This is a genomic window from Bacillus sp. MZGC1 (assembly GCF_002998605.1).
GTDB lineage: Bacteria > Bacillota > Bacilli > Bacillales > Bacillaceae > Bacillus.
On record NZ_PVRE01000009.1, the window covers coordinates 13,212 to 35,368 of the forward strand.

Below are 22,157 nucleotides of genomic sequence, written 5' to 3' on the forward strand. Positions count from 1 at the left end.
CATAGGATAAGTTGTCGATAAGTCTTTCTTCCCTTCCTTCCATCAATCTCCCATAATAGGGTTACAATCGAGCATTTTTGTACAGTGGGAGGAAGGGTTGACAGGTTTTGAGATACTCTATATAATCTCTCCGAGGAGAAGGAGGCGTTTTTCATCGTACAAAAAATGAAAAATCTGTTTTCTGTTAAGCTAGGAAAAGGCAAGGTTTTATTACTAGTTGTTTGCTTGCTTTTAGCTGGAACTGGGACGGCTTACGGTGCGCATGAGCTCACTAAGCAGTCTATTACCATTTCAATCAATGGTAAAGAGAAGACAATTCGTACACATGAAGAGACAGTAGCACAGCTGCTTTCAGACCTTGGAATAAAGACCAGGGCGGAGGATCATATCTCTCCAAGTCTAAATACAAAAATTGAAGACAACATGAACATTGTGTATGATGCGGCTATACCGGTTCATCTGACCCTAGATGGGAAAGAGAAAACGATATGGACAACAGATCAGACGGTTGGAGCATTATTGAAGAATGAGAAGATAGATATTGGGAAGCACGATCAAGTAACTCCAGGAAAGAATGACAAGATTAAAAAGGATATGAATCTTGTGGTTCAGCAGGCCTTCCAGGTCAGCGTAAATGATGGAGGAAAAGATAAAAAGGTGTGGACCACTTCGACTACGGTCGCTGACTTTTTAAAGCAACAAGAGCTGAGGCTCAAGAAGCACGATAAGATCAAGCCTGCGTTACATAGTAACCTTTCTAAAAAGAGCGCAGATATAAAGATCACTCGGGTGGAAAAAGTCACCGATGTAGTGGAAGAGAAAATTGCTTTTGATACCAAACATAAAAAGGATCGTTCTCTTGAAAAAGGAAAAGAGAAGGTGCTTAAAAAAGGTGAAGAAGGTAAATTGAAGAAGCACTATGCCATTGTGAAAGAAAACGGCAAAGTGGTGTCTAAAGAATTGATTAAAGAAGTGACTGAAAAAGATAGCAAGGATCGTTTAGTGGCTATTGGTACACAAGTGTCCAATAAAGAGCCTAAAGCGACACCTGCCGTTTCAAGAAGCAATGAATCGTCTGGAAAAGAATTTTATGTGGCGTCGACAGCCTATACAGCGAGCTGTGCTGGATGTACGGGCAGAACGTCAACAGGCTTTGATTTAAAAGCAAATCCGGGTGCAAAGGTTATAGCAGTAGATCCGAGTGTCATTCCGCTAGGCTCTAAAGTGTATGTGGAAGGCTATGGATATGCCGTTGCATCAGACACTGGATCTGCTATAAAAGGGAATAAAATCGATGTGTTCGTCCCAAATAAGTCGGCAGCTTATCAATGGGGAAATAAACGAGTGAAAATTAGAGTACTCAAATAAACACATCAAATCATTTATATGAACAGAGGGCTTTGCGCACCCTCTGTTTTTTTGGTTATAATAGAAGCACTGTTTTCTAATTAATTAGACGCAAAAACAGCATGAAAGGTTTCATTTTTTAACCAAAAATTGTTTATTGTTTTTGCAAGCGGAGGAATACATGAAAATCAAAGAAATCATTGTGGTGGAAGGTCGTGATGACACTGCCAGAGTGAAGATGGCAGTTGATGCAGATACGATCGAAACAAACGGATCAGCTATTGGTGATACAGTTATTCAACAAGTGCGTCTTGCTCAGGAGACGAGAGGGGTCATTATTTTAACTGATCCTGATTTCCCTGGTGAGAAGATCCGGAAAACCATCGCAGAAGCGGTTCCTGGCTGTAAGCACGCATTTTTGCCAAAACATCTTGCGAAGGCGAAGCGAGACAAAGGAATTGGTGTCGAGCATGCTTCCTTGGACAGTATTCGAGAATGCCTAGCCCATGTCCATGAGGAAATGGAAGAATCGGAAAGTGACATTACATTAGATGACTTATTTGACGCAGGCCTTATCGGAGGAGAAGCATCGAAACGCCGCCGCGAACGACTAGGTATGCTTTTAAATATAGGATATACCAATGCGAAGCAGCTGCAAAAGCGCCTTCACATGTTCCAAATAACCAAACATGATTTTATTGCGGCCTTAAAGACCGTCATGCAGGAGGAAGCCGATGAATAAAGATATTGCGACACCCATCAGAACGAAGGAAATACTGAAGAAATACGGTTTCTCTTTTAAAAAGAGCTTAGGGCAGAACTTTTTAATTGATACAAATATACTCGATCGTATTGTCGATCACGCAGAGGTGACGGATGAGACCGGCGTGATTGAGATTGGGCCTGGTATCGGTGCATTGACCGAGCAGCTCGCTAAGCGTGCAAAGAAAGTCACCGCTTTTGAAATCGATCAGCGTTTATTGCCCATTTTAAACGATACGCTTTCTCCATATGATAATGTCACGATCATTCATCAAGACGTATTAAAGGCGGATGTGAGGAAGGTCATCGAGGAAAATTTTGCTGACTGTAAAGAAGTGATGGTTGTCGCCAACCTTCCATATTACGTGACGACACCGATTATTATGAAGCTGCTTGAAGAAAACCTTCCATTGAAAGGGATTGTCGTCATGCTGCAAAAAGAAGTAGCAGATCGTATGGCAGCAGTCCCTTCATCAAAGGAATACAATTCGCTGTCTATCGCAGTTCAATACTATACGGAAGCGAAAACAGTAATGGTTGTGCCTAAAACGGTTTTTGTTCCACAGCCAAATGTCGATTCGGCTGTGATCAAGTTGACCGTTCGTGAAACGCCTGCTGTTTCAGTAGAAAATGATGAATTTTTCTTTCAATTGATTCGTGCGAGCTTTGGTCAGCGCCGGAAAACATTGATGAATAACCTCATGAACAACTTACCTGATGGAAAGCAACATAAAGAGATCATTGAAGAAGCACTTCAAACAGCAGACATTGATGGAAAGCGCCGCGGCGAGTCATTATCCATTGAGGAATTTGCCCGTTTGTCGAATGTTTTACAAAAAGCCCTGTTTTAAGGGCTTTTTTTGTTTTTCACCACTTCGCTTGTTCGGGCATAGGCTAGAAAGAACAGCACATATGAAAGACGAACATATTTAGTGCAAGACGATACCAACAGGATATGAGCCTGATTGTGGAGTGAAAAGCATGCAATTTCAAATAGGAGATATGGTGACAAGGGCATCCTATCAAATGGATATTTTGTTTCGAATCATTCGAATTGATGAGACCGATCAGCACGAAGCCACCGCCATATTGCATGGGAATGAAGTGAGGTTGATTGCTGATGCCAAGTTGTCAGATCTCGTCAAGGTTCAAAAAGAGGAACAGCTGACTAGAGAGAAAAATGACGAACGAAAAATCAATGAATCGCTCGACTTACTAAGACAGGATTATCAGCTGCTGCGGGAAAAACAAGAGTATCATACGTCAGGGCAATATCAGCATCAGGAGCAGTATTTTCACATGCCTGGAAAGGTCCTTCATTTAGATGGAGATGCTTCATACTTAAAGAAATGCTTAGATGTATATGAACGAATTGGTGTTCCTGTGTATGGGGTGCATTGCCATGAGAAGAAAATGCCAAGCATGATTGACTCATTAATTGATCAGTATCGACCAGATATATTGGTTATCACAGGACATGATGCGTATTCCAAGCAAAAGGGCGGTGTACATGATATCGGTGCATATCGCCATTCTCGGCATTTCGTTGAAACAGTTCAAAAAGCCAGACGAAAAATCCCTCATTTAGATCAGCTTGTGATTTTTGCCGGTGCCTGTCAATCTCATTTCGAATCATTGATCCAAGCAGGTGCCAATTTTGCGAGCTCGCCTTCCCGTGTGAATATCCATGCGCTCGACCCCGTTTATATCGTTGCGAAGATCAGCTTCACTCCATTTGTAGATCGAATCAACGTGTGGGATGTGCTCCGTAATACATTAACAAGAGAAAAAGGGCTCGGAGGCATCGAGACGAAGGGTGTTCTAAGGGTAGGTATGCCATATAAAAGAGACCATGAATCGACATAACCCGACTGATTTCAGTCTGGTTTTTTTATGTTCAAAAAGAAATTGCAAAAGGATACATAATTCACCGGAATTTGAGAAAAATAGGGAGAAGAAAAGGTAGAAGTTTGTCAAAATTATTTTGTTGACAATGGCTCGTGTTGGTTGATATAATTTAATTTTTATTTGACAAAAACGGGCCGTTGTTGTATAATTATCTCAGTGAGGTGGATGCAATGGCGAAGACTTTGTCCGACATCAAAAGATCGCTTGATGGTAACTTAGGTAAACGTTTGACGTTAAAGGCTAACGGGGGCCGCCGTAAAACAATTGAGCGTTCGGGCATTTTAGCTGAAACGTACCCTTCTGTATTTGTGATTCAATTAGATCAAGATGAGAATTCGTTTGAAAGAGTTTCTTATAGTTATGCAGATATACTGACTGAGACGGTCGAATTAACGTTCGATGATACCGCTAGCTCAGTCGCCTATTAATGGGCAGTGAACTTCTTGTTTACTGCTTTTTGTTTTGCCTTTTTTTCTGAATGGGAGTCTGTCCATTTTTTGAAAGGGGTAAAAGAAAGGATTCGATACAAAATAAGAAAGCCACACAAGCAGTGGCACTGATTCGAATTCTCGACTAAAGGGGCTGTTTCGTTTGGGTAGACGCCGAGGTATTATGTCAGATGAGTTCAAATACGAGCTGGCGAAGGATCTTGGATTTTATGATACCGTCAAAAATGGAGGCTGGGGAGAGATTCGTGCGCGTGACGCAGGTAATATGGTCAAACGTGCCATTGAATTAGCTCAACAGCACATGGCTCAGGATGAGAATCAACGATAGAAAAACGGTCAGGGATACCTCGGGTGTCTCTGGCTTTTTTTGATGAAAAAGTCAGTGTGCTCGGCGTAAAAGCCTATATTCATCAGATCCATCAAATGTGATACAATATTGATACTTATGTTTAGATGGAGAAGTAGGTGAAATGTTTGCGTATTTTAGAAAAAGCACCGGCAAAAATTAATCTCTCACTTGATGTTCATGGAAAAAGACCGGATGGATATCACGAAGTGGAGATGGTGATGACAACAATAGACCTTGCAGATCGACTAGAGCTGACGGAGCTGGACAAGGATGAAATCCGTGTATCATCTCATAATCGATTCGTGCCAGATGATCAGCGTAATTTGGCTTATCAGGCGGCTAAATTACTCAAAACAAGGTTCGGTATTCAAAAAGGTGTATCCATTGTCATCACAAAAGCAATTCCAGTCGCAGCAGGTTTAGCTGGGGGCAGCAGTGATGCGGCAGCAGCTCTTCGCGGCTTAAATCGTTTGTGGAAGTTGAACCTCACTTTAGATGAACTAGCTGAGCTTGGAGCGGAGATCGGCTCAGATGTGTCCTTTTGTGTACACGGAGGCACAGCACTAGCGACAGGACGTGGAGAAAAGCTGAAGCATATTGCGACACCGCCGCATTGCTGGGTGATTTTAGCGAAGCCGGTGATTGGGGTATCTACAGCTGAAGTCTATAGACAATATGACGCAAGCAAAGTAGAACACCCGAATGTAAAGCGTATGATTGAAGCGATTGAAGCGAAAGATTATAAAGAGATGTGCGGCTCACTCGGCAACGTTCTAGAGTCTGTGACATTAAAGATGTACCCAGAAGTAGATATGATCAAAAGACAGATGAAGCGTTTCGGTGCTGACGCTGTTTTAATGAGTGGAAGCGGCCCTACAGTATTTGGCTTGATTCAATATGAATCGAAGGTACAAAGAATATATAACGGACTGAGAGGATTTTGTGATCAAGTATACGCTGTCCGCATGATCGGCGAACAAAATGCCCTTGATTAAATCCGTATATTAAGTTATATTTATCATAAATTATTCGGGTTCTGGGGGTAAGTTCATGAAGTTTCGTCGAAGCGGCAGATTGGTGGACTTAACAAATTATTTGTTAGCCCACCCGCACGTACTAGTACCGTTAACTTTTTTTGCAGAAAGATATCAATCTGCGAAGTCCTCTATTAGTGAAGACTTAACGATTATCAAACAGACCTTCGAACAGCAGGGAATAGGCACATTGCTTACTGTACCTGGTGCTGCTGGCGGAGTGAAATATATTCCAAAGATTCACCTAAAAGAAGCAGACGACGTAGTAAACGATATCGGAGAGGCTCTATCGACTCCTGAACGTGTACTTCCTGGCGGTTATTTATATTTAACCGATGTTTTAGGTAATCCATCAATTCTTGCGAAAATCGGTAAGCTGTTTGCGACCATCTTTGCAGACCGTGCGATTGATGTCGTCATGACCGTTGCGACAAAGGGTATTCCAATTGCCTATTCTGTTGCGGGTTATTTAAATGTGCCTGTTGTGATCGTTAGAAAAGATAATAAGGTAACCGAAGGATCAACTGTAAGTATTAACTACGCGTCAGGTTCGTCTAACCGAATTCAAACCATGTCACTTGCAAAGCGGAGTTTAGATAAAGGATCCAATGTCCTAATCATTGATGACTTTATGAAAGCGGGCGGAACCATTAACGGCATGATGAATTTGCTTGAGGAATTTAATGCAAATGTTGCAGGGATCGGTGTTCTTTTAGAAGATGAAGGCGTAAATGAACGTCTCGTTGATGAATATGTATCGCTTTTAAAGCTTTCAACCATTGATATGAAGCAGAAGATCATTGAGATCAATGAAGGCAATTTCCACGAGTTTTTTCATTCGAAAGCTTAAGCTTTGATCAAACATGTAGTTGAATGGGAGAGATTGATATGACAAAAGTTGTTCAAACCAAACATGCACCAGCAGCCATTGGACCTTACTCTCAAGGGATTATTGTCAATAACATGTTTTACAGCTCAGGGCAGATTCCATTAACGCCAGCTGGAGACTTTGTAAATGGAGATATTAAAGAACAAACACATCAAGTGTTCCGTAATCTTAAGGCCGTACTTGAAGCAGCAGGTGCTTCCTTTGAGACAGTCGTGAAAGCAACAGTTTTTATCAAAGATATGGAACAATTCGCAGAAGTAAATGAAGTGTACGGTGAGTATTTCCATACACATAAGCCAGCTCGTTCATGTGTGGAAGTAGCAAGACTTCCTAAGGATGCACTCGTAGAAATTGAAGTAATTGCATTAGTAAAGTAAACAGGCAGTCTCAACGAAAGCCGTTTGGTTTCATCATATGCAGGAAAAGACATCATCATGATGTCTTTTTTTCACGCAAAGAATGTAAGCGTCGTCACCGAAATGACAAATAATGTATAAATATCCCGATATTTCAAAAAAAGTTTAAAAAAAGAGCAGGAGAATCACCACAATCGTTGAATACCTAAGTAATGCTTTTATATTGGGAAAAGGTGGTGAACTACTGTGGAAGTTACTGACGTAAGATTACGCCGCGTGAATACCGATGGTCGCATGAGGGCGATTGCATCCATCACGCTGGACCACGAATTTGTTGTTCATGATATTCGTGTGATTGATGGAAACAATGGGTTGTTTGTGGCAATGCCTAGCAAACGCACGCCTGATGGAGAGTTTCGCGATATTGCACACCCAATTAATTCAGGTACTCGGGGTAAAATCCAAGATGCTGTATTAAATGAATATCATCGCTTAGGCGAAGAGGAAGAAACAATTGAATATGAAGAAGCTGGAGCTTCTTAATCATATGTGAATCCAAAAAGACAGCTTTAAGAGAAAATGGAATGTTTTCTTTTAAATGCTGTCTTTTTTGCGTTTTTTCTCTTGTTTCTTATGTCTTTCATCCATTAGAAAATTATTGCACTTCCTCTTGTATCCTTGAAATCAGTCCTTATTTAGGATATATTTTTCTATGGATAATAGGGATATTGGAGGCCAATCAATGGATAAGCGGTTCGCAGTGATTTTAGCAGCGGGAAAAGGAACGAGAATGAAGTCAAAGCTATACAAAGTACTTCATCCAGTTTGCGGAAAGCCAATGGTCGAGCATGTGGCAGATGAAGCGTTAAAGCTTTCTTTAGCCAAGCTAGTGACGATCGTCGGTCATGGAGCAGAGAACGTCAAAGAGCAGCTTGGAGACAGAAGTGAGTATGCACTTCAAGAAGAACAGCTGGGAACAGCACATGCCGTCAAACAAGCAAAGTCGTTCCTTGCGCAGGAAAAGGGAACAACCATTGTCATTTGTGGTGATACGCCATTATTGACAGCGGAAACAATGGAAGCTATGTTGAGCGAGCATCAAAAACATCAAGCGAAAGTCACTATTTTAACTGCACATGCGGATGACCCGACGGGTTATGGTCGTATTATTCGTGACGAAACCGGTGCTGTCGTGAAAATTGTGGAGCATAAAGATGCGAATGATGCGGAACGTCAAGTGAATGAAATTAATACAGGGACCTATTGTTTTTCAAATGAAGATCTCTTCCGTGTGATTGAGCAAGTATCGAATGAAAATGCACAGGGTGAATACTATTTGCCAGACGTCATTGAAATTTTAAAGAATGAAGGGCAAACGGTTGCAGCATATCAAACACCGCATTTTGAAGAAACACTTGGAGTCAATGATCGTATCGCTCTATCACAAGCAGAGCAATTCATGAAGCGACGTATTAATCATCAGCATATGAAGAATGGTGTGACCTTGATTGATCCTGAGAACACGTATATTTCACCAGATGCTGTCATCGGTGAAGATACAATCATTTATCCTGGGACGGTCATCAAAGGGAATGTAAAAATCGGTGCAGACGCTACTATTGGGCCAAACACTGAAATTGTTGACAGCATCGTCGGAGATCGCACAGTGATTAAGCAATCTGTCGTCTGCGATAGTGAGGTTGGAGTCGATGTGACAATTGGGCCGTTTGCTCATATTCGCCCGTTGTCGAAAATTGGCGATGAAGTGAAGATCGGGAATTTTGTCGAAATCAAGAAAACGGTTTTCGGTGACCGCAGCAAAGCATCTCATCTAAGCTATATTGGAGATGCAGAGGTCGGAACTGATGTAAACCTTGGCTGTGGATCTATTACAGTCAACTATGATGGGAAGAACAAATTCTTAACGAAGATTGAAGATGGCGCTTTTATTGGCTGTAATTCAAATCTCGTAGCACCAGTCACTGTCGGAAAAGGGGCATATGTTGCAGCTGGTTCAACGGTTACAGAAGATGTACCGCAGGATGCATTGTCTATTGCTAGAGCAAGACAAGTCAATAAAGAAGATTATGTGAAAAATATTCATAAAAAATAATCCAAATACCCGGAGGTTTACCATGTCTAATCGTTATGCTGATGCGAATTTAAAGATATTCTCTTTGAATTCAAACCCTGAACTTGCTAAAGAAATTGCCGATCGTATCGGAGTTGATGTAGGAAAGAGCTCTGTTAAACGCTTTAGTGACGGTGAAGTCCAAATCAATATTGAAGAAAGTATTCGCGGCTGTGATTGTTATGTCATTCAATCAACGAGTGCGCCAGTCAATGAGCACATTATGGAACTGCTCATTATGGTGGATGCACTAAAACGCGCTTCTGCGAAAACGGTCAATATTGTGATCCCTTATTACGGATATGCACGTCAAGATCGTAAGGCAAAACCTCGTGAGCCAATCACTGCGAAGCTTTTTGCGAACTTACTTGAGACAGCAGGTGCTACTCGTGTCATTGCACTTGATCTTCATGCGCCGCAGATCCAAGGTTTCTTTGATATTCCAATCGATAACTTAATGGCTGTGCCAATCTTAACAAACTATTTCGAACAGAAAAACTTGAAGGATATCGTCGTTGTGTCTCCAGACCACGGTGGTGTGACACGTGCGCGTAAAATGGCAGACCGCCTGAAAGCGCCAATCGCTATTATCGACAAACGTCGTCCGAAGCCAAATGTTGCTGAAGTGATGAACATCATTGGTAACATTGAAGGCAAAACGGCGATTCTCATCGATGATATCATTGATACGGCTGGTACCATTACACTTGCTGCAAATGCACTTGTGGAAAATGGAGCGGCTGAAGTATATGCTTGCTGTACTCACCCAGTATTGTCTGGACCAGCAGTAGAACGTATCACAAATTCTAAAATAAAAGAATTGGTTGTGACAAACAGTATTCATTTAACAGATGACAAGAAAGTTGAAAAATTCATTCCGCTTTCAGTTGGGCCTTTGCTTGCAGAAGCCATCATCCGTGTACATGAAGAAGAATCTGTGAGCTACCTTTTTAGCTAATTTTCTGATTAAAAAAGGCCCTAGGCATCAGCTTGGGGTCTTTTTGCTGTCATCATTCAGAGCAAATAGGTTTAAAATGATTCGCTTATGGGTAATTATGAGAGTAGTGACAAAAATGAAATAGGATGGTGCTGAATATGGCAACTTTAAAAGCAAATAAAAGAACTGATTTCAAACGTTCCACACTGCAAAAAATCCGTCATTCAGGACACGTTCCTGGTGTCATATACGGAAAAAATACAGACAACCTGGCTGTTTCACTAGACAGCATCGATTTATTAAAGACCTTACGTGATGAAGGAAAGAATACAATCATCACATTAGACGTGAACGGTGAAACAAAATCCGTGATGGTCACAGAATTACAAACAGATCCGCTGAAAAATGAGCTTGTCCATGCAGATTTCCAAGTGGTCGACTTACAGCGTGAAATTGAAGCAGATGTACCTGTCCAGCTGATTGGCGAATCTAAAGGGGTAAAAGATGGCGGTGTGCTCCAGCAGCCACTATTTGAACTATCCATTACAGCGAAACCAAAAGATATCCCGCAGCATATTGAAGCAGATATTACAAACTTAGAAGTAAATGATGTCCTAACAGTCGCTGATTTGTCTGTTCAGTCATCATATCAAGTGAATAACGATCCAGAAGAAGTCGTTGCATCCATTTTGCCGCCTCAGCAATCAGAGGTTCCTGAGCCAGATAGCGAAGAGGAACCAAAAGAACCTGAGGCCATTAAAGAAAAGGATAACGATGGAGAATAACTGGTCATTTAGAGACGTAACCCTCCCGCGGTTGCGTCTTTTGTGCTAGAATGAAAAGAATTCATACGTTTTTACATGGGGCAATCCTATTGGCTCATTTTTTAGGCGTGTGCTTTGTGACAAAGGAGGTTATTGGTTTCATGATTGCATTCGTTGGATTAGGTAATCCAGGAAAAGAATATGAAAAAACAAGACATAATGTCGGGTTTATGACAATAGATGAATTATCGAAAAAATGGGACATCCCCTTAAATCAATCAAAATTCCATGGACAATTTGGAACAGGGTTTGTTTCAGGGCAAAAGGTTCTACTTGTAAAGCCGCTTACATATATGAACTTATCAGGAGAATGCGTGCGTCCGCTAATGGATTACTATGATATTCCACTTGAACATTTGAAAGTCATCTATGATGATCTTGATTTGCCAACTGGGCGGATTCGTTTGCGTACAAAAGGAAGTGCAGGCGGGCATAATGGAATCAAATCGTTGATTCAGCATTTAGGGTCACCTGAGTTTGACCGATTACGTATCGGCATTGGACGTCCTCAAAATGGCATGAAGGTCGTCGATTACGTGCTAGGACGCTTTTCTGAAGAGGAGCAGCCTGACATTGCATCAGCCATTCAGGCGTCTGTCGAAGCTTGCGAGGCGGCTTTAACAAAGCCATTTTTAGAAGTGATGAATGATTTTAACAAGAAGGTATAAGAATGATAAGCAAAGCACATACTGATTATAAAATCTCAGCATGGGAGGATCACGTATGGCTTTGCATTATTACTGCCGGCACTGTGGTGTAAAGGTTGGCAGTCTAGATGAATCCGCTGTTCAAAGTGAAGCACTTGGATTTCATCACTTAACAAATGAGGAAAGAAACGATATGATTTCTTATAGGGAAAATGGTGATTTACATGTACAAACCATTTGTGAGGATTGCCAAGAGGCGCTCGAAAGAAATCCTGATTACCATCAGTATCATACCTTTATTCAATAAAAAGCTTTGGTGTAGATAATAGACCAAAGCGTTTTTCTGTTTTAAACAAGCAGGGAGGAGGAGCCAAATGAAAAATATACAATCATTTATCAAACAAAGTGATGATTTTCAGTCCATTTTTAATGGGCTAAAGGAAGGGTTAAAAGAACAGCTGCTCGCCGGACTATCAGGCTCCGTCAGATCTTTATTTACAGCCGCTATATCAGACGAACTTAAGCGGCCGATGTTTATTGTGACTCACAACTTGTATCAAGCGCAGAAGGTAACAGATGATCTTGCCAGTGTGATTTCAGATCGCTCGGTCCTTCTTTATCCTGTTAATGAACTCATTGCTTCAGAAATTGCCGTTGCCAGCCCTGAGCTCAGAGCACAGCGTCTAGATGTTCTGAACCGGCTGGCGAATGGAGAAAACCCCATTATCGTCACACCGGCTGCAGCGGTGCGCAGAATGCTTCCGCCAGTTGAGCTCTGGAAGGAGAGTCAGATCCATTTAAAGCTCGGTGAAGAAATTGATTTGGAGGCGTTTTCAAAACAACTTGTACAAATCGGTTATGACCGGACGTCGATGGTTGCTGCGCCCGGAGATTTTAGTGTGCGCGGAGGAATCATTGATATTTATTCGTTAACGGAAGATCATCCGATCCGTATTGAGCTGTTTGATACAGAAGTAGACTCGATTCGAACGTTCCACTCAGATACACAGCGTTCATTAGAAACACTTCAAGAGATTAAAATCGGTCCCGCAAAAGAGCTGATTGTGAGAGGTTCTGAACGAGTGAGAGCCATTGAACAGCTTGATCAAGGACTTGCGAAGAGCTTAAAGAAATTTAACTCAGACCAGCAAAAAGAACTGCTTCATCAACATATTTCTGCTGATCGAGAGAAGCTGCTAGAAGGTATCGTGACACAGGAAATGACGAAGTACCTGTCCTATTTCTATGAAAAGCCTGCTAGTTTGCTAGATTACACATCACAGGATACGATTATTATTTTAGATGAAATTAGCAGAATTCAGGAGATGGAAGAACAGCTTGAACAGGAAGAAGCTGATTGGACAATTAGCCTGCTTGAAGAAGGTAATATCCTTCATGATTTATCCCTTTCTTTCCCGTTCCAACAACTGATCAATCAGCAATCGCGGTCTATTCTGTACTACTCCTTGTTCCTGAGACATGTCCAGCAGACAAATCCACAAAATATCGTCAATGTATCTAGTAAGCAAATGCAGAATTTCCACGGGCAGATGAATGTGCTTGCGAGTGAAATTGAACGCTACAAAAAACAACAATATACAGTTGTCTTCTTAGGTGCGGATGAAGAGCGGACAGATAAACTATCTTCTGTCTTACATGATTATGACATTGAAGCCGCTCTTGCCAAGCCGGACGCCGAGCTTGTAAGCGGACAGGTGTATATTTTACAAGGTGAGCTGCAAACAGGCTTTGAACTGCCGTTATCGAAAATTGCCGTGATCACAGAAGGCGAGCTCTTCAAGAAACGTGTGAAGAAGCAGGCACGTAAGCAAAAGCTGACCAATGCAGAGCGAATTAAGAGCTATTCAGAGCTTCAAGTCGGCGATTATGTGGTGCACATTAACCACGGGATCGGTAAGTATTTAGGAATTGAAACGCTTGAAATCGGCGGCATTCATAAAGATTATTTAAATATTCATTATCAAGGAAGCGACAAGCTTTATGTACCGGTTGAACAAATTGATCAGGTGCAGAAGTATGTCGGATCAGAAGGTAAAGAACCAAAGCTGTACAAACTAGGCGGCAGCGATTGGAAACGTGTGAAGAAAAAAGTGGAAACATCTGTACAGGACATCGCAGATGATCTCATTAAGCTGTATGCGGAACGTGAGGCAAGCAAAGGGTATGCCTTCTCGCCTGATCATGAGATGCAGCGCCAGTTTGAATCAGCGTTCCCTTACCAGGAAACAGATGATCAAATCCGTTCGATTCACGAAATCAAACAAGACATGGAGCGGGAGCGTCCAATGGACCGCCTACTTTGTGGAGATGTGGGATATGGAAAAACAGAAGTGGCGATTCGAGCGGCCTTCAAAGCCATTGCTGACGGAAAACAGGTTGCTCTGCTTGTACCGACAACCATCTTAGCGCAGCAGCATTTTGACACGATTATGGACCGATTCCAAGACTACCCTGTCAAAATCGCTCAGCTGAGTCGTTTCCGTACAAGAAAAGAAACAACCGAAACGTTAAAAGGGCTGAAAAACGGAACGATTGATATGGTCATCGGCACACACCGTTTGCTTTCTAAAGATATTGTCTATAAAGACTTAGGTTTGTTGATCATTGACGAAGAGCAGCGTTTTGGTGTGACGCATAAAGAGAAAATTAAACAGATGAAAGCCAATATCGATGTACTGACATTAACGGCTACGCCAATTCCGCGTACGCTGCATATGTCTATGCTTGGCGTACGGGATTTATCGGTTATTGAGACACCGCCTGAAAACCGTTTCCCTGTTCAAACCTATGTGGTCGAGTACAATGGCGCTTTAGTCAGAGAAGCGATTGAGCGAGAACTAGCACGCGGCGGTCAAGTGTACTTTCTTTACAACCGTGTTGAAGATATTGAACGCAAAGCAGATGAAATCTCTATGCTAGTCCCAGACGCGAAAGTCAGCTATGCACATGGGAAAATGAGTGAGAACGAGCTGGAATCAGTGATGATCAATTTCCTTGAAGGTGAATCAGATGTATTGGTCAGTACCACCATCATTGAAACGGGAGTCGACATTCCAAATGTGAACACGCTCATCGTCCACGATGCGGATAAAATGGGGCTTTCTCAGCTGTACCAGCTAAGAGGACGAGTAGGACGCTCGAATCGTGTCGCATATGCTTATTTCACGTATCGAAAAGATAAAGTTCTGTCTGAAGTAGCAGAGAAGAGACTTCAAGCTATTAAAGAATTCACAGAGCTCGGATCAGGATTTAAAATTGCGATGCGTGATTTAACGATTCGAGGAGCAGGAAATTTACTTGGTGCACAGCAGCATGGATTCATTGATTCTGTTGGATTCGACCTCTATTCTCAAATGCTGAAAGAAGCCATTGAGGAAAGAAGAGGCGATACAACGGCTCAAGATAAATTCGAACCGGAAATCGATCTGCAAATCGATGCCTACATCCCGGACACTTACATTTCGGATGGGAAGCAAAAGATCGAGATGTATAAACAGTTCAGAGCGATTGGATCAATCGAAGAGCGAAAAGAGCTTCAAGATGAAATGATCGACCGATTTGGTGAATATCCGCAAGAAGTGGCGGACTTGTTCACGATTGCGACGATGAAAGTATACGCAGTGCAGGAACGTGTCGAACTGATCAAGATGGAGAAAGGCATTGTCAGGCTTACTCTTGAAGAGCAAGCAAGCAGTGAAATCGACGGTCAAAAATTATTTGCGCTCAGCAGTAAATATGGTCGTGATATAGGCTTGGGAATGGAAGGCAGCAAGCTGATTATTTCTGTTCAAACGAAAGGCAAGAAGACTGAGGAATGGCTTGAGATCGTTCTGAATATGCTTCGAGGCCTTCAAGAAGTGAAAAAAGAAACCATTCCATCTTCATAAAATTTTGTTTGTCTCTCGTGTATATTACGTTTGATGTGACGGATACTAAACTCAGGGTCAAGTGGTGAATGTTGCATAAAGTGGACGCTTTTGTTCCATTCACCCAACACATCATCAAACGAAAGAGAGGCAGCAGTGAATGAAAGCAACTGGAATTGTACGCCGCATCGATGATCTAGGTAGAGTGGTTATTCCGAAGGAGATTCGCAGAACATTGCGCATCCGGGAAGGAGATCCGCTTGAGATTTTCGTCGACCGCGATGGAGAAGTGATTTTGAAGAAATATTCGCCGATTAGTGAGCTAGGAGACTTTGCGAAGGAATATGCTGATGCATTATTCGACAGTTTGGGTCATTCCATCCTGATCTGTGATCGAGATACGTATATTGCTGTATCCGGCAGTTCGAAAAAAGAGTACTTAAACAAATCCATCAGTGATTTACTTGAACGAACAATGGACCAGCGTAATTCTGTATTAGAAGAAAGCAAAAAAGAAATTCAACTTGTCGATGGTATTGATGATGACGTATCTGCTTATACCATTGCACCTATTGTTGCAAACGGAGATCCGATTGGCGCCGTCGTCTTATTTTCTAAAGAGCGTTCAATGGGAGAAGTGGAGCATAAAGCGGCAGAAACGGCAGCTGGCTTCTTAGCCCGTCAAATGGAACATTAGGTCTAATAATTCTATATCATATAGATAAAATGAAAGAATGCCGATGAAATCATTTGATTTTGTCGGCGTTTTTTATATGGGATGAAACAAAACGAGGAATGTGCCGTCTACTCCTTAGAAAGAAACGGCTTTTCATTCACGTATGATATAATGAGTGCGTTTAACTGTAGATCTATTTTTAAAGGAGTCATCCATGAAAAATGCTGTGAATCAGCCGCATTGGCTTTTCCAGGGTGCGGTGATTTTGACCATCGCAGGCTTGTTATCAAAGGTTCTAAGTGCCGTTTATCGTGTTCCGTTCCAGAACATCGTAGGAGACACAGGGTTTTATATTTATCAGCAAGTGTATCCCTTCCTTGGCATTGCCATCATGCTCGGCACCACAGGGTTTCCTGTCATGGTGTCCAAGCTTCTGAGTGAGCATGGGGAAGAGAATCGAAGGATCATTACAAGGGTATCCTTGGTCTATATCACTTTACTGAGCTTGGTCTTATTTTTTTGTCTTTACATAGGAGCAGGCAGAATTGCGAGCCTTATGGCGGACAGTCAATTAATCCTGCTCATCCAAATGAGTGCTTTCGTGTTTTTATTTCTTCCGCTTACCGTGATGCTGAGGGGAGTTTTTCAGAGTGACGGTATGATGCTTCCAACGGCTATTTCTCAATTGGTGGAGCAACTCATCAGGGTAGGCGTCCTGCTTGTTTTATCCTTCTATTTCGTGAGGCGCGGCTATTCGCTTTATGAAACAGGGGCGGGTGCGGTCTTCTCCTCCATAGCGGGGAGTGCGGCCTCGCTTATACTACTTCTTTTTCTTTGGCTGACATACCGAAAACAGCCTGCTGCAAGTATGACAAGCAAACAGGCGACACTTCGGAAAAAGGATGTTTTGAAGAGTTTGGTGCTGTATACATTCACGATTTGTGTCAGCGGATTGCTCATTTTATGGATGCAAATGGTTGATGCCTTTCATCTGTATGCGTTGCTGCGCAGTGAGGGTCTGAGTGAAGCCGCGGCAAAAGCGGCAAAAGGTGTGTATGACCGAGGACAGCCGTTCTTACAGCTAGGGACGGTGTTTGCCATTAGCATCGGAACCTCTCTTGTGCCATTTTTATCGGCGGCCATGAGGAATGGAGAGCATGAAGCGATAAGGCAAAAAGTGCGTACATCGTTTAAGACCACGTCGGTTTTAGGGATTGGTTCAGCAGTTGGGCTGATTTGTATTCTAGCGTCAGTCAATACCATGCTTTTTCGTAATGACTTAGGCACCGATGCGCTGCAAATATTCTGTATTTCCATCGCATTTACATCGATTGCGATTACGCAAGCAGCTTTACTTCAAGGGCTCGGGCATACTGTGTATCCGGCTGTTGTGGTGATTCTCAGTGTGCTGGTGAAATGGATACTAACGCTTGCACTTGTCCCGCTATTTGGCATCTACGGTGCCGCATGGTCAACCGTATGTGGTTTTCTCGCTGCGGCTCTGCTCAATGCCGTTTATTTGAGGCATAAAGGATGGATTTCGTTGAGAGAGCTGTTCCCAGTGAAAATTCTTTTATCGGCTGCTTTCATGGCCATTGTCTTAATAGGGTATCAGGCACTGTTTTCTTGGGTCATTCCCTTTGAAAAACGTCCTTTTTTCGTTTTAGAGAGCCTGACGTCAGTTTTTATTGGTGGTTTCGCCTTTTTATATAGTATTCTTAAGCTAGAAGTATTTACGGACGAGGAATGGAGACTCATTCCATTAGGAGAAAAGATTTTATATTTTAAACAGATGAGAGGGAATCGAAATGGCAGGTAAGATTACCGTCGTCGGTCTCGGGGCAGGCGACATGGATCAGCTGACGCTCGGTGTATACAAGCAGCTGAAGCAGGCGAAAGAGGTATTTATGAGAACGCAGGATCATCCGCTTACCGCAGAGTTGATGCAGGAGGTCTTATCGCTGACCTTTTTTGATGAAATTTATGAAAAACACGATCAGTTTGATTCGGTCTATCAGGAAATCACTGAAATTTTATTTACAGAGGCTGCGGAAAAGGATATTGTGTACGCAGTACCAGGACACCCATTTGTCGCAGAAAAGACCGTCCAGCTATTAGTTTCTCAGCAGCAAGAGCGCGGGATTGAGGTGTCTGTTGCTGGTGGACAAAGCTTTTTGGATGCGACGTTTAACTCCTTGCAGATTGACCCAATCGAGGGATTACAATTCGTTGATGCAGGAGATATGAGAGCGGACGATCTGAAATTGACCCAGCATGTCCTCATTTGTCAGGTATATGATCAGCTGACCGCTTCGAATGTGAAACTCACGCTGATGGAAAAGCTTCCTGACGATTATGAAGTCTATATTGTGACTGCGGCTGGAAGCAGTCAGGAAGAGATTACTGCCGTTCCTTTATTTGAACTTGATCGAGATGTGTCGATAAATAACTTAACGAGTGTTTATGTACCTCCGATTCAAGATGAAAAGCTGCTTTTTCAACAATTTGACACTTTCCGTGACGTCATACGTACATTAAGAGGTCCGGGCGGCTGTCCATGGGATCAAAAACAAACCAATGAGTCACTTAAACCATATTTAATTGAAGAATGCTATGAACTGCTTGAAGCAATCGATGAAGATGATCCAGACCATATGGTGGAAGAGCTCGGAGATGTGCTGCTGCAGGTGTTACTTCACGCCCAAATTGGTGAAGATGACGGCTTTTTCTCAATTGATGACGTCATCCAGCATGTCACAGAAAAAATGATTCGTAGACATCCCCATGTGTTTGGTGACACAAATGTTTCTGAAGCAGCAGATGTGGTCGCCAACTGGGAAAAAATCAAGCAGCAGGAGAAGCCGGAGCGGGCAGCCTCCATTTTGCAATCCATCCCGGCGACGCTTCCAGCACTAACAAAGGCATATAAGCTCCAAAAGAAAGCCGCCAAAGTAGGCTTTGATTGGACAGATGTGAAAGATATTTGGAACAAATACGAAGAAGAGAAGCAGGAATTTCTCGTTGAAGTGGCAGAGAAGCCGGACGAAAGTGCAACGAAGCAGATGAAAGATGAATTTGGAGATCTTTTGTTTGTTCTCGTCAACATTGGAAGGTTCTATCAGCTAGAGCCTGAAACGGCACTCGCTTCCGCCAACACAAAATTCATGCGTCGCTTTCAACATATCGAACAAAAAGCAAAGGACATGGGACGTTCATTAGATGACTTAACGCTAGAGGAAATGGACGATCTATGGAACGATGCCAAACGTATAGAAAGAGGTGAGCATACATGAGACTAGATAAATTTTTAAAAGTGTCCCGTTTAATTAAAAGAAGAACATTGGCAAAAGAAGTAGCTGATCAAGGCAGAATTTCTATTAACGGCACACAGGCGAAAGCCAGCTCTGACGTGAAAGAAGGAGACGAGCTTCAAATCCGTTTTGGTCAAAAACTTGTGACGGTTCAAGTCAACGAGTTAAAGGACACGACGAAAAAAGAAGAAGCCGCTGGCATGTATACTGTGCTAAAAGAAGAAAAAACAGCAGAATAGGGCTTGTTCTAAATGATCCTCCTGTCACATACAATGCAGTAACAATGCAAGTATGAGATATGGGGGATGTATAAATGAATCAATATTATAATCAACCTCAAGGCACGAAGCTGTCATCAGAAGCGGAGCACAATGTCACAATGCGAAACAGAAAGCATTTAGATATTACCGGTGTCAAACAGGTGGAAAGCTTTGATAATGAAGAATTTCTGCTTGAGACGGTCATGGGGATTCTCGCTATCCGTGGAGAAAATCTGCAAATGAAAAACCTAGACGTCGAAAAAGGCGTTGTATCGATCAAAGGGCGTGTCTTTGACTTAATTTATGTAGATGAGCAGCACGGGGAGAAAGCTAAAGGATTTTTTAGCAAGCTGTTTAAATGACGCTGACAGTCCAGTTTTATACGATGCTTTCGATGGTAGCGATGGGCATCTGGCTGGGCGCATCGCTTGATACGTACAAGCTGTTTGTGAATCGGGAAAAGACAGCAAAATGGCTTTTGGTTATACACGATCTCCTTTTTTGGCTGGTACAGGGCCTCTTATTCTTTTATGTCCTGCTGCTGACAAATGAAGGAGAATTCAGGCTTTATATCTTTCTAGCCGTTGCACTAGGTTTTTCGATGTATCAGGCATTGATGAAACAGCTGTATATGAACATTCTCAAGTTTATGATGATGTGTGTGTATCAGACCGCTCTCGTCCTTAAACGGCTGGTCATGTCCATCGTCTTCCAGCCAATCCGCTGGCTGCTGACATTGATTATAAGTGCTATTATGTTCTTGCTCCACTTGCTCTTACGTCTTGTTCATTTTACGTTTCGGCTCGTGTGGAAGGTGCTGTCCATTGTTTGTTATCCGCTCATCTGGTTACTTAATGTGACCATTATTCATCGGATTCCCGAAAAATGGCGAACATCAATGAGATTGTTTTTCTCTAAAGGAGCAGGAATTTTACAAGGGACCAAGAAATTATCTGGTACCATCAAAACGAAATGGAAACAATTCTGGACAAAGTAAGAGAGGAGGCCTTCAACCTTGAACAAGAGAAAAAGAAATATCGCACAAATTCAAAATGATTACCAAAAACAAATGGAACAGCAAGCACAGCGCTTAAAACGCAAACGCCGTGGACTCCTTAGAAGGCTTACCGTGTTTGGTGTGATTGTGCTCATGTTTGCTGTCTTGGTGACAAGTGCCCTCTGGTCGCAATCGTCCTCATTAAAGGAAAAAGAAGAGAAGAAGGTTGCGCTTGAAAAAGAATTGAAGCAATTACAAACAAAGCAGGAAGATATTTCTGATGAAATTAAAAAGCTGAAAAGCAAAGAATACGTACTCGAACTGGCACGACGAGACTATTATATGTCCAAAAAAGGCGAAAAAATCTTTGATGTGGGCAATAAGAGCGATTAGCCTTGTTGACACTTAAAATTCAGTTTATGTATAATTGAACAAATGAGATTTTTTTATAAGTCTAAGGAGGAGCACTTTTTTTATGTCGATTGAAGTTGGCAGCAAGTTACAAGGGAAAGTTACGGGCATTACAAATTTTGGAGCTTTTGTGGAGTTGCCAGGCGGTTCAACTGGTCTCGTTCATATCAGTGAGGTAGCCGATAACTATGTAAAAGATATTAATGAGCATTTAAAAGTCGGTGAACAAGTTGAAGTGAAAGTGATTAACGTTGAAAAAGACGGTAAAATCGGCTTGTCCATTAAAAAAGCAAAAGATCGTCCTCAACAACAACAATCAAGACCGAGCAGAAATGATTTCCGTCCGAAGGAATCGTTTGAGCAAAAAATGAACAAATTCTTAAAAGATAGTGAAGACCGCTTAACATCTTTAAAACGTAACACGGAATCAAAACGTGGGGGACGCGGAGCAAGAAGAGGTTAACTTGTTGCTGCTTTCTATATATCTTTCACAACAAAGCACCTGCTGTCCGCAGGTGCTTTTTTTCTTGATCCATACGACATTTTTTGAGATTTCTTCATTTAATTTAGAACTTCCTATTGACGGACAAGCGATTCCTTTGTATTATAGATCTTGTGCTTCTTAGCGCATTTTTATTATGGCGGTGTAGCTCAGCTGGCTAGAGCGTACGGTTCATACCCGTGAGGTCGGGGGTTCGATCCCCTCCGCCGCTATCCTTTTTAGTAGAACATAAAAGCAAGGCCCGTTGGTCAAGCGGTTAAGACACCGCCCTTTCACGGCGGTAACACGGGTTCGAATCCCGTACGGGTCATCTTCAAAACAGCTTTCTTTAGGAAGGCTGTTTTTTTGTGTCTTCGTAAAATTCTGATGAAAGACATCGACTTTCATGAAAGTATGCCTCTTTGACGAATAAAGCGTCGAACGTTTTATGGAAACGACAACTTCTTTTGACAAAATTTCTTTTTCACCTTCGCTATAATG

The 22,157-nt window shown here is 42.2% G+C and carries 24 protein-coding genes and 2 tRNA genes; all 26 read left to right on the plus strand.

Going from position 1 to position 22,157, the window contains the following annotated elements; genetic code table 11:
* Nucleotides 1-165 precede the first annotated feature (165 nt).
* The 26 genes from C6Y06_RS19250 to C6Y06_RS19375 all read left to right on the plus strand — a co-directional run bounded on the left by C6Y06_RS19250 (nucleotide 166) and on the right by C6Y06_RS19375 (nucleotide 21,987).
* Nucleotides 166-1,368 carry a G5 and 3D domain-containing protein gene (locus tag C6Y06_RS19250; protein ID WP_034665691.1) on the plus strand — a complete coding sequence of 401 codons (1,203 nt, stop codon included), beginning with the start codon at nucleotides 166-168 and terminating at the stop codon, nucleotides 1,366-1,368.
* Nucleotides 1,369-1,528: 160 nt separating this feature from the next.
* Nucleotides 1,529-2,089: a ribonuclease M5 gene (gene rnmV / locus C6Y06_RS19255; RefSeq protein WP_060595350.1), complete on the plus strand. Its 561-nt coding sequence runs from the start codon at nucleotides 1,529-1,531 to the stop codon at nucleotides 2,087-2,089.
* Nucleotides 2,082-2,960, plus strand: a complete 879-nt coding sequence (rsmA, locus tag C6Y06_RS19260; RefSeq protein WP_106037507.1) for a 16S rRNA (adenine(1518)-N(6)/adenine(1519)-N(6))-dimethyltransferase RsmA — start codon at nucleotides 2,082-2,084, stop codon at nucleotides 2,958-2,960. The genes rnmV and rsmA overlap by 8 nt, the downstream gene beginning before the upstream one ends.
* Before the next feature lie 130 nt (nucleotides 2,961-3,090).
* Nucleotides 3,091-3,975, plus strand: a complete 885-nt coding sequence (gene yabG, locus C6Y06_RS19265) for a sporulation peptidase YabG (RefSeq protein ID WP_034665700.1) — start codon at nucleotides 3,091-3,093, stop codon at nucleotides 3,973-3,975.
* 212 nt (nucleotides 3,976-4,187) lie between these two features.
* A complete protein-coding gene (veg, locus tag C6Y06_RS19270) occupies nucleotides 4,188-4,445 on the plus strand; it encodes a biofilm formation stimulator Veg (protein ID WP_003217979.1) in 258 nt (85 codons plus the stop codon).
* A gap of 163 nt (nucleotides 4,446-4,608) precedes the next feature.
* Nucleotides 4,609-4,794 carry a small, acid-soluble spore protein, alpha/beta type gene (locus tag C6Y06_RS19275; protein WP_012008653.1) on the plus strand — a complete coding sequence of 62 codons (186 nt, stop codon included), beginning with the start codon at nucleotides 4,609-4,611 and terminating at the stop codon, nucleotides 4,792-4,794.
* Between the two features lie 146 nt (nucleotides 4,795-4,940).
* Nucleotides 4,941-5,810 carry a 4-(cytidine 5'-diphospho)-2-C-methyl-D-erythritol kinase gene (gene ispE / locus C6Y06_RS19280; RefSeq protein WP_106037508.1) on the plus strand — a complete coding sequence of 290 codons (870 nt, stop codon included), beginning with the start codon at nucleotides 4,941-4,943 and terminating at the stop codon, nucleotides 5,808-5,810.
* Between the two features lie 55 nt (nucleotides 5,811-5,865).
* The gene (gene purR, locus C6Y06_RS19285; protein WP_034665706.1) at nucleotides 5,866-6,699 is read left to right on the plus strand and encodes a pur operon repressor; all 834 of its coding nucleotides are present in this window, start codon (nucleotides 5,866-5,868) and stop codon (nucleotides 6,697-6,699) included.
* 38 nt (nucleotides 6,700-6,737) lie between these two features.
* Nucleotides 6,738-7,115 (plus strand): 2-iminobutanoate/2-iminopropanoate deaminase, encoded by a 378-nt coding sequence (ridA, locus tag C6Y06_RS19290; RefSeq protein ID WP_034665708.1) that lies wholly within the window; start codon nucleotides 6,738-6,740, stop codon nucleotides 7,113-7,115.
* 225 nt (nucleotides 7,116-7,340) lie between these two features.
* Entirely contained in the window at nucleotides 7,341-7,637 is a 297-nt protein-coding gene (gene spoVG / locus C6Y06_RS19295; RefSeq protein ID WP_034324487.1) for a septation regulator SpoVG, read from the plus strand.
* Between the two features lie 199 nt (nucleotides 7,638-7,836).
* Nucleotides 7,837-9,207 (plus strand): bifunctional UDP-N-acetylglucosamine diphosphorylase/glucosamine-1-phosphate N-acetyltransferase GlmU, encoded by a 1,371-nt coding sequence (gene glmU / locus C6Y06_RS19300; RefSeq protein WP_034665711.1) that lies wholly within the window; start codon nucleotides 7,837-7,839, stop codon nucleotides 9,205-9,207.
* Between the two features lie 22 nt (nucleotides 9,208-9,229).
* Complete coding sequence (locus C6Y06_RS19305; protein WP_060595354.1) at nucleotides 9,230-10,183, plus strand: ribose-phosphate diphosphokinase; 954 nt, start codon at nucleotides 9,230-9,232, stop codon at nucleotides 10,181-10,183.
* Nucleotides 10,184-10,320: 137 nt separating this feature from the next.
* Nucleotides 10,321-10,947, plus strand: a complete 627-nt coding sequence (locus tag C6Y06_RS19310; RefSeq protein ID WP_060595355.1) for a 50S ribosomal protein L25/general stress protein Ctc — start codon at nucleotides 10,321-10,323, stop codon at nucleotides 10,945-10,947.
* A gap of 140 nt (nucleotides 10,948-11,087) precedes the next feature.
* A complete protein-coding gene (gene pth, locus C6Y06_RS19315; protein ID WP_106037509.1) occupies nucleotides 11,088-11,654 on the plus strand; it encodes an aminoacyl-tRNA hydrolase in 567 nt (188 codons plus the stop codon).
* Between the two features lie 55 nt (nucleotides 11,655-11,709).
* A complete protein-coding gene (fin, locus tag C6Y06_RS19320; RefSeq protein WP_003217967.1) occupies nucleotides 11,710-11,940 on the plus strand; it encodes an anti-sigma-F factor Fin in 231 nt (76 codons plus the stop codon).
* 67 nt (nucleotides 11,941-12,007) lie between these two features.
* Nucleotides 12,008-15,541, plus strand: a complete 3,534-nt coding sequence (mfd, locus tag C6Y06_RS19325) for a transcription-repair coupling factor (protein WP_060595356.1) — start codon at nucleotides 12,008-12,010, stop codon at nucleotides 15,539-15,541.
* Between the two features lie 139 nt (nucleotides 15,542-15,680).
* The gene (spoVT, locus tag C6Y06_RS19330; RefSeq protein WP_003217990.1) at nucleotides 15,681-16,217 is read left to right on the plus strand and encodes a stage V sporulation protein T; all 537 of its coding nucleotides are present in this window, start codon (nucleotides 15,681-15,683) and stop codon (nucleotides 16,215-16,217) included.
* Nucleotides 16,218-16,410: 193 nt separating this feature from the next.
* Nucleotides 16,411-18,015 (plus strand): putative polysaccharide biosynthesis protein, encoded by a 1,605-nt coding sequence (locus C6Y06_RS19335; RefSeq protein ID WP_106037510.1) that lies wholly within the window; start codon nucleotides 16,411-16,413, stop codon nucleotides 18,013-18,015.
* Nucleotides 18,005-19,489, plus strand: a complete 1,485-nt coding sequence (yabN, locus tag C6Y06_RS19340; RefSeq protein WP_106037511.1) for a bifunctional methyltransferase/pyrophosphohydrolase YabN — start codon at nucleotides 18,005-18,007, stop codon at nucleotides 19,487-19,489. The genes C6Y06_RS19335 and yabN overlap by 11 nt, the downstream gene beginning before the upstream one ends.
* Nucleotides 19,486-19,746, plus strand: coding sequence for an RNA-binding S4 domain-containing protein (locus C6Y06_RS19345; RefSeq protein ID WP_008341839.1), 261 nt, complete (start codon nucleotides 19,486-19,488; stop codon nucleotides 19,744-19,746). The genes yabN and C6Y06_RS19345 overlap by 4 nt, the downstream gene beginning before the upstream one ends.
* A gap of 74 nt (nucleotides 19,747-19,820) precedes the next feature.
* Nucleotides 19,821-20,129, plus strand: coding sequence for a sporulation protein YabP (gene yabP / locus C6Y06_RS19350; protein ID WP_034665732.1), 309 nt, complete (start codon nucleotides 19,821-19,823; stop codon nucleotides 20,127-20,129).
* Nucleotides 20,126-20,764, plus strand: coding sequence for a spore cortex biosynthesis protein YabQ (gene yabQ, locus C6Y06_RS19355; protein WP_060595359.1), 639 nt, complete (start codon nucleotides 20,126-20,128; stop codon nucleotides 20,762-20,764). Before yabP ends, yabQ begins: the two co-directional genes overlap by 4 nt.
* A gap of 18 nt (nucleotides 20,765-20,782) precedes the next feature.
* Nucleotides 20,783-21,157 (plus strand): FtsB family cell division protein, encoded by a 375-nt coding sequence (locus tag C6Y06_RS19360; RefSeq protein ID WP_003217952.1) that lies wholly within the window; start codon nucleotides 20,783-20,785, stop codon nucleotides 21,155-21,157.
* An 82-nt stretch (nucleotides 21,158-21,239) separates the two neighbouring features.
* Nucleotides 21,240-21,638: a S1 domain-containing RNA-binding protein gene (locus C6Y06_RS19365; RefSeq protein ID WP_003217901.1), complete on the plus strand. Its 399-nt coding sequence runs from the start codon at nucleotides 21,240-21,242 to the stop codon at nucleotides 21,636-21,638.
* Between the two features lie 177 nt (nucleotides 21,639-21,815).
* Nucleotides 21,816-21,889 (plus strand) — tRNA-Met (locus tag C6Y06_RS19370).
* 26 nt (nucleotides 21,890-21,915) lie between these two features.
* Nucleotides 21,916-21,987, plus strand: a tRNA-Glu gene (locus C6Y06_RS19375).
* Nucleotides 21,988-22,157: the final 170 nt, after the last annotated feature.

Coding starts and splice junctions, on each gene's coding strand:
- spoVT (WP_003217990.1), top strand. CDS start 15,681: ATGAAAGCAACTGGAATTGTACGCCGCATCGATGATCTAGGTAGAGTG.
- mfd (WP_060595356.1), top strand. CDS start 12,008: ATGAAAAATATACAATCATTTATCAAACAAAGTGATGATTTTCAGTCC.
- yabP (WP_034665732.1), top strand. CDS start 19,821: ATGAATCAATATTATAATCAACCTCAAGGCACGAAGCTGTCATCAGAA.
- rsmA (WP_106037507.1), top strand. CDS start 2,082: ATGAATAAAGATATTGCGACACCCATCAGAACGAAGGAAATACTGAAG.
- pth (WP_106037509.1), top strand. CDS start 11,088: ATGATTGCATTCGTTGGATTAGGTAATCCAGGAAAAGAATATGAAAAA.
- ridA (WP_034665708.1), top strand. CDS start 6,738: ATGACAAAAGTTGTTCAAACCAAACATGCACCAGCAGCCATTGGACCT.
- glmU (WP_034665711.1), top strand. CDS start 7,837: ATGGATAAGCGGTTCGCAGTGATTTTAGCAGCGGGAAAAGGAACGAGA.
- C6Y06_RS19365 (WP_003217901.1), top strand. CDS start 21,240: ATGTCGATTGAAGTTGGCAGCAAGTTACAAGGGAAAGTTACGGGCATT.
- rnmV (WP_060595350.1), top strand. CDS start 1,529: ATGAAAATCAAAGAAATCATTGTGGTGGAAGGTCGTGATGACACTGCC.
- C6Y06_RS19250 (WP_034665691.1), top strand. CDS start 166: ATGAAAAATCTGTTTTCTGTTAAGCTAGGAAAAGGCAAGGTTTTATTA.
- yabQ (WP_060595359.1), top strand. CDS start 20,126: ATGACGCTGACAGTCCAGTTTTATACGATGCTTTCGATGGTAGCGATG.
- yabG (WP_034665700.1), top strand. CDS start 3,091: ATGCAATTTCAAATAGGAGATATGGTGACAAGGGCATCCTATCAAATG.
- veg (WP_003217979.1), top strand. CDS start 4,188: ATGGCGAAGACTTTGTCCGACATCAAAAGATCGCTTGATGGTAACTTA.
- purR (WP_034665706.1), top strand. CDS start 5,866: ATGAAGTTTCGTCGAAGCGGCAGATTGGTGGACTTAACAAATTATTTG.
- yabN (WP_106037511.1), top strand. CDS start 18,005: ATGGCAGGTAAGATTACCGTCGTCGGTCTCGGGGCAGGCGACATGGAT.
- C6Y06_RS19310 (WP_060595355.1), top strand. CDS start 10,321: ATGGCAACTTTAAAAGCAAATAAAAGAACTGATTTCAAACGTTCCACA.
- C6Y06_RS19345 (WP_008341839.1), top strand. CDS start 19,486: ATGAGACTAGATAAATTTTTAAAAGTGTCCCGTTTAATTAAAAGAAGA.
- fin (WP_003217967.1), top strand. CDS start 11,710: ATGGCTTTGCATTATTACTGCCGGCACTGTGGTGTAAAGGTTGGCAGT.
- C6Y06_RS19335 (WP_106037510.1), top strand. CDS start 16,411: ATGAAAAATGCTGTGAATCAGCCGCATTGGCTTTTCCAGGGTGCGGTG.
- C6Y06_RS19305 (WP_060595354.1), top strand. CDS start 9,230: ATGTCTAATCGTTATGCTGATGCGAATTTAAAGATATTCTCTTTGAAT.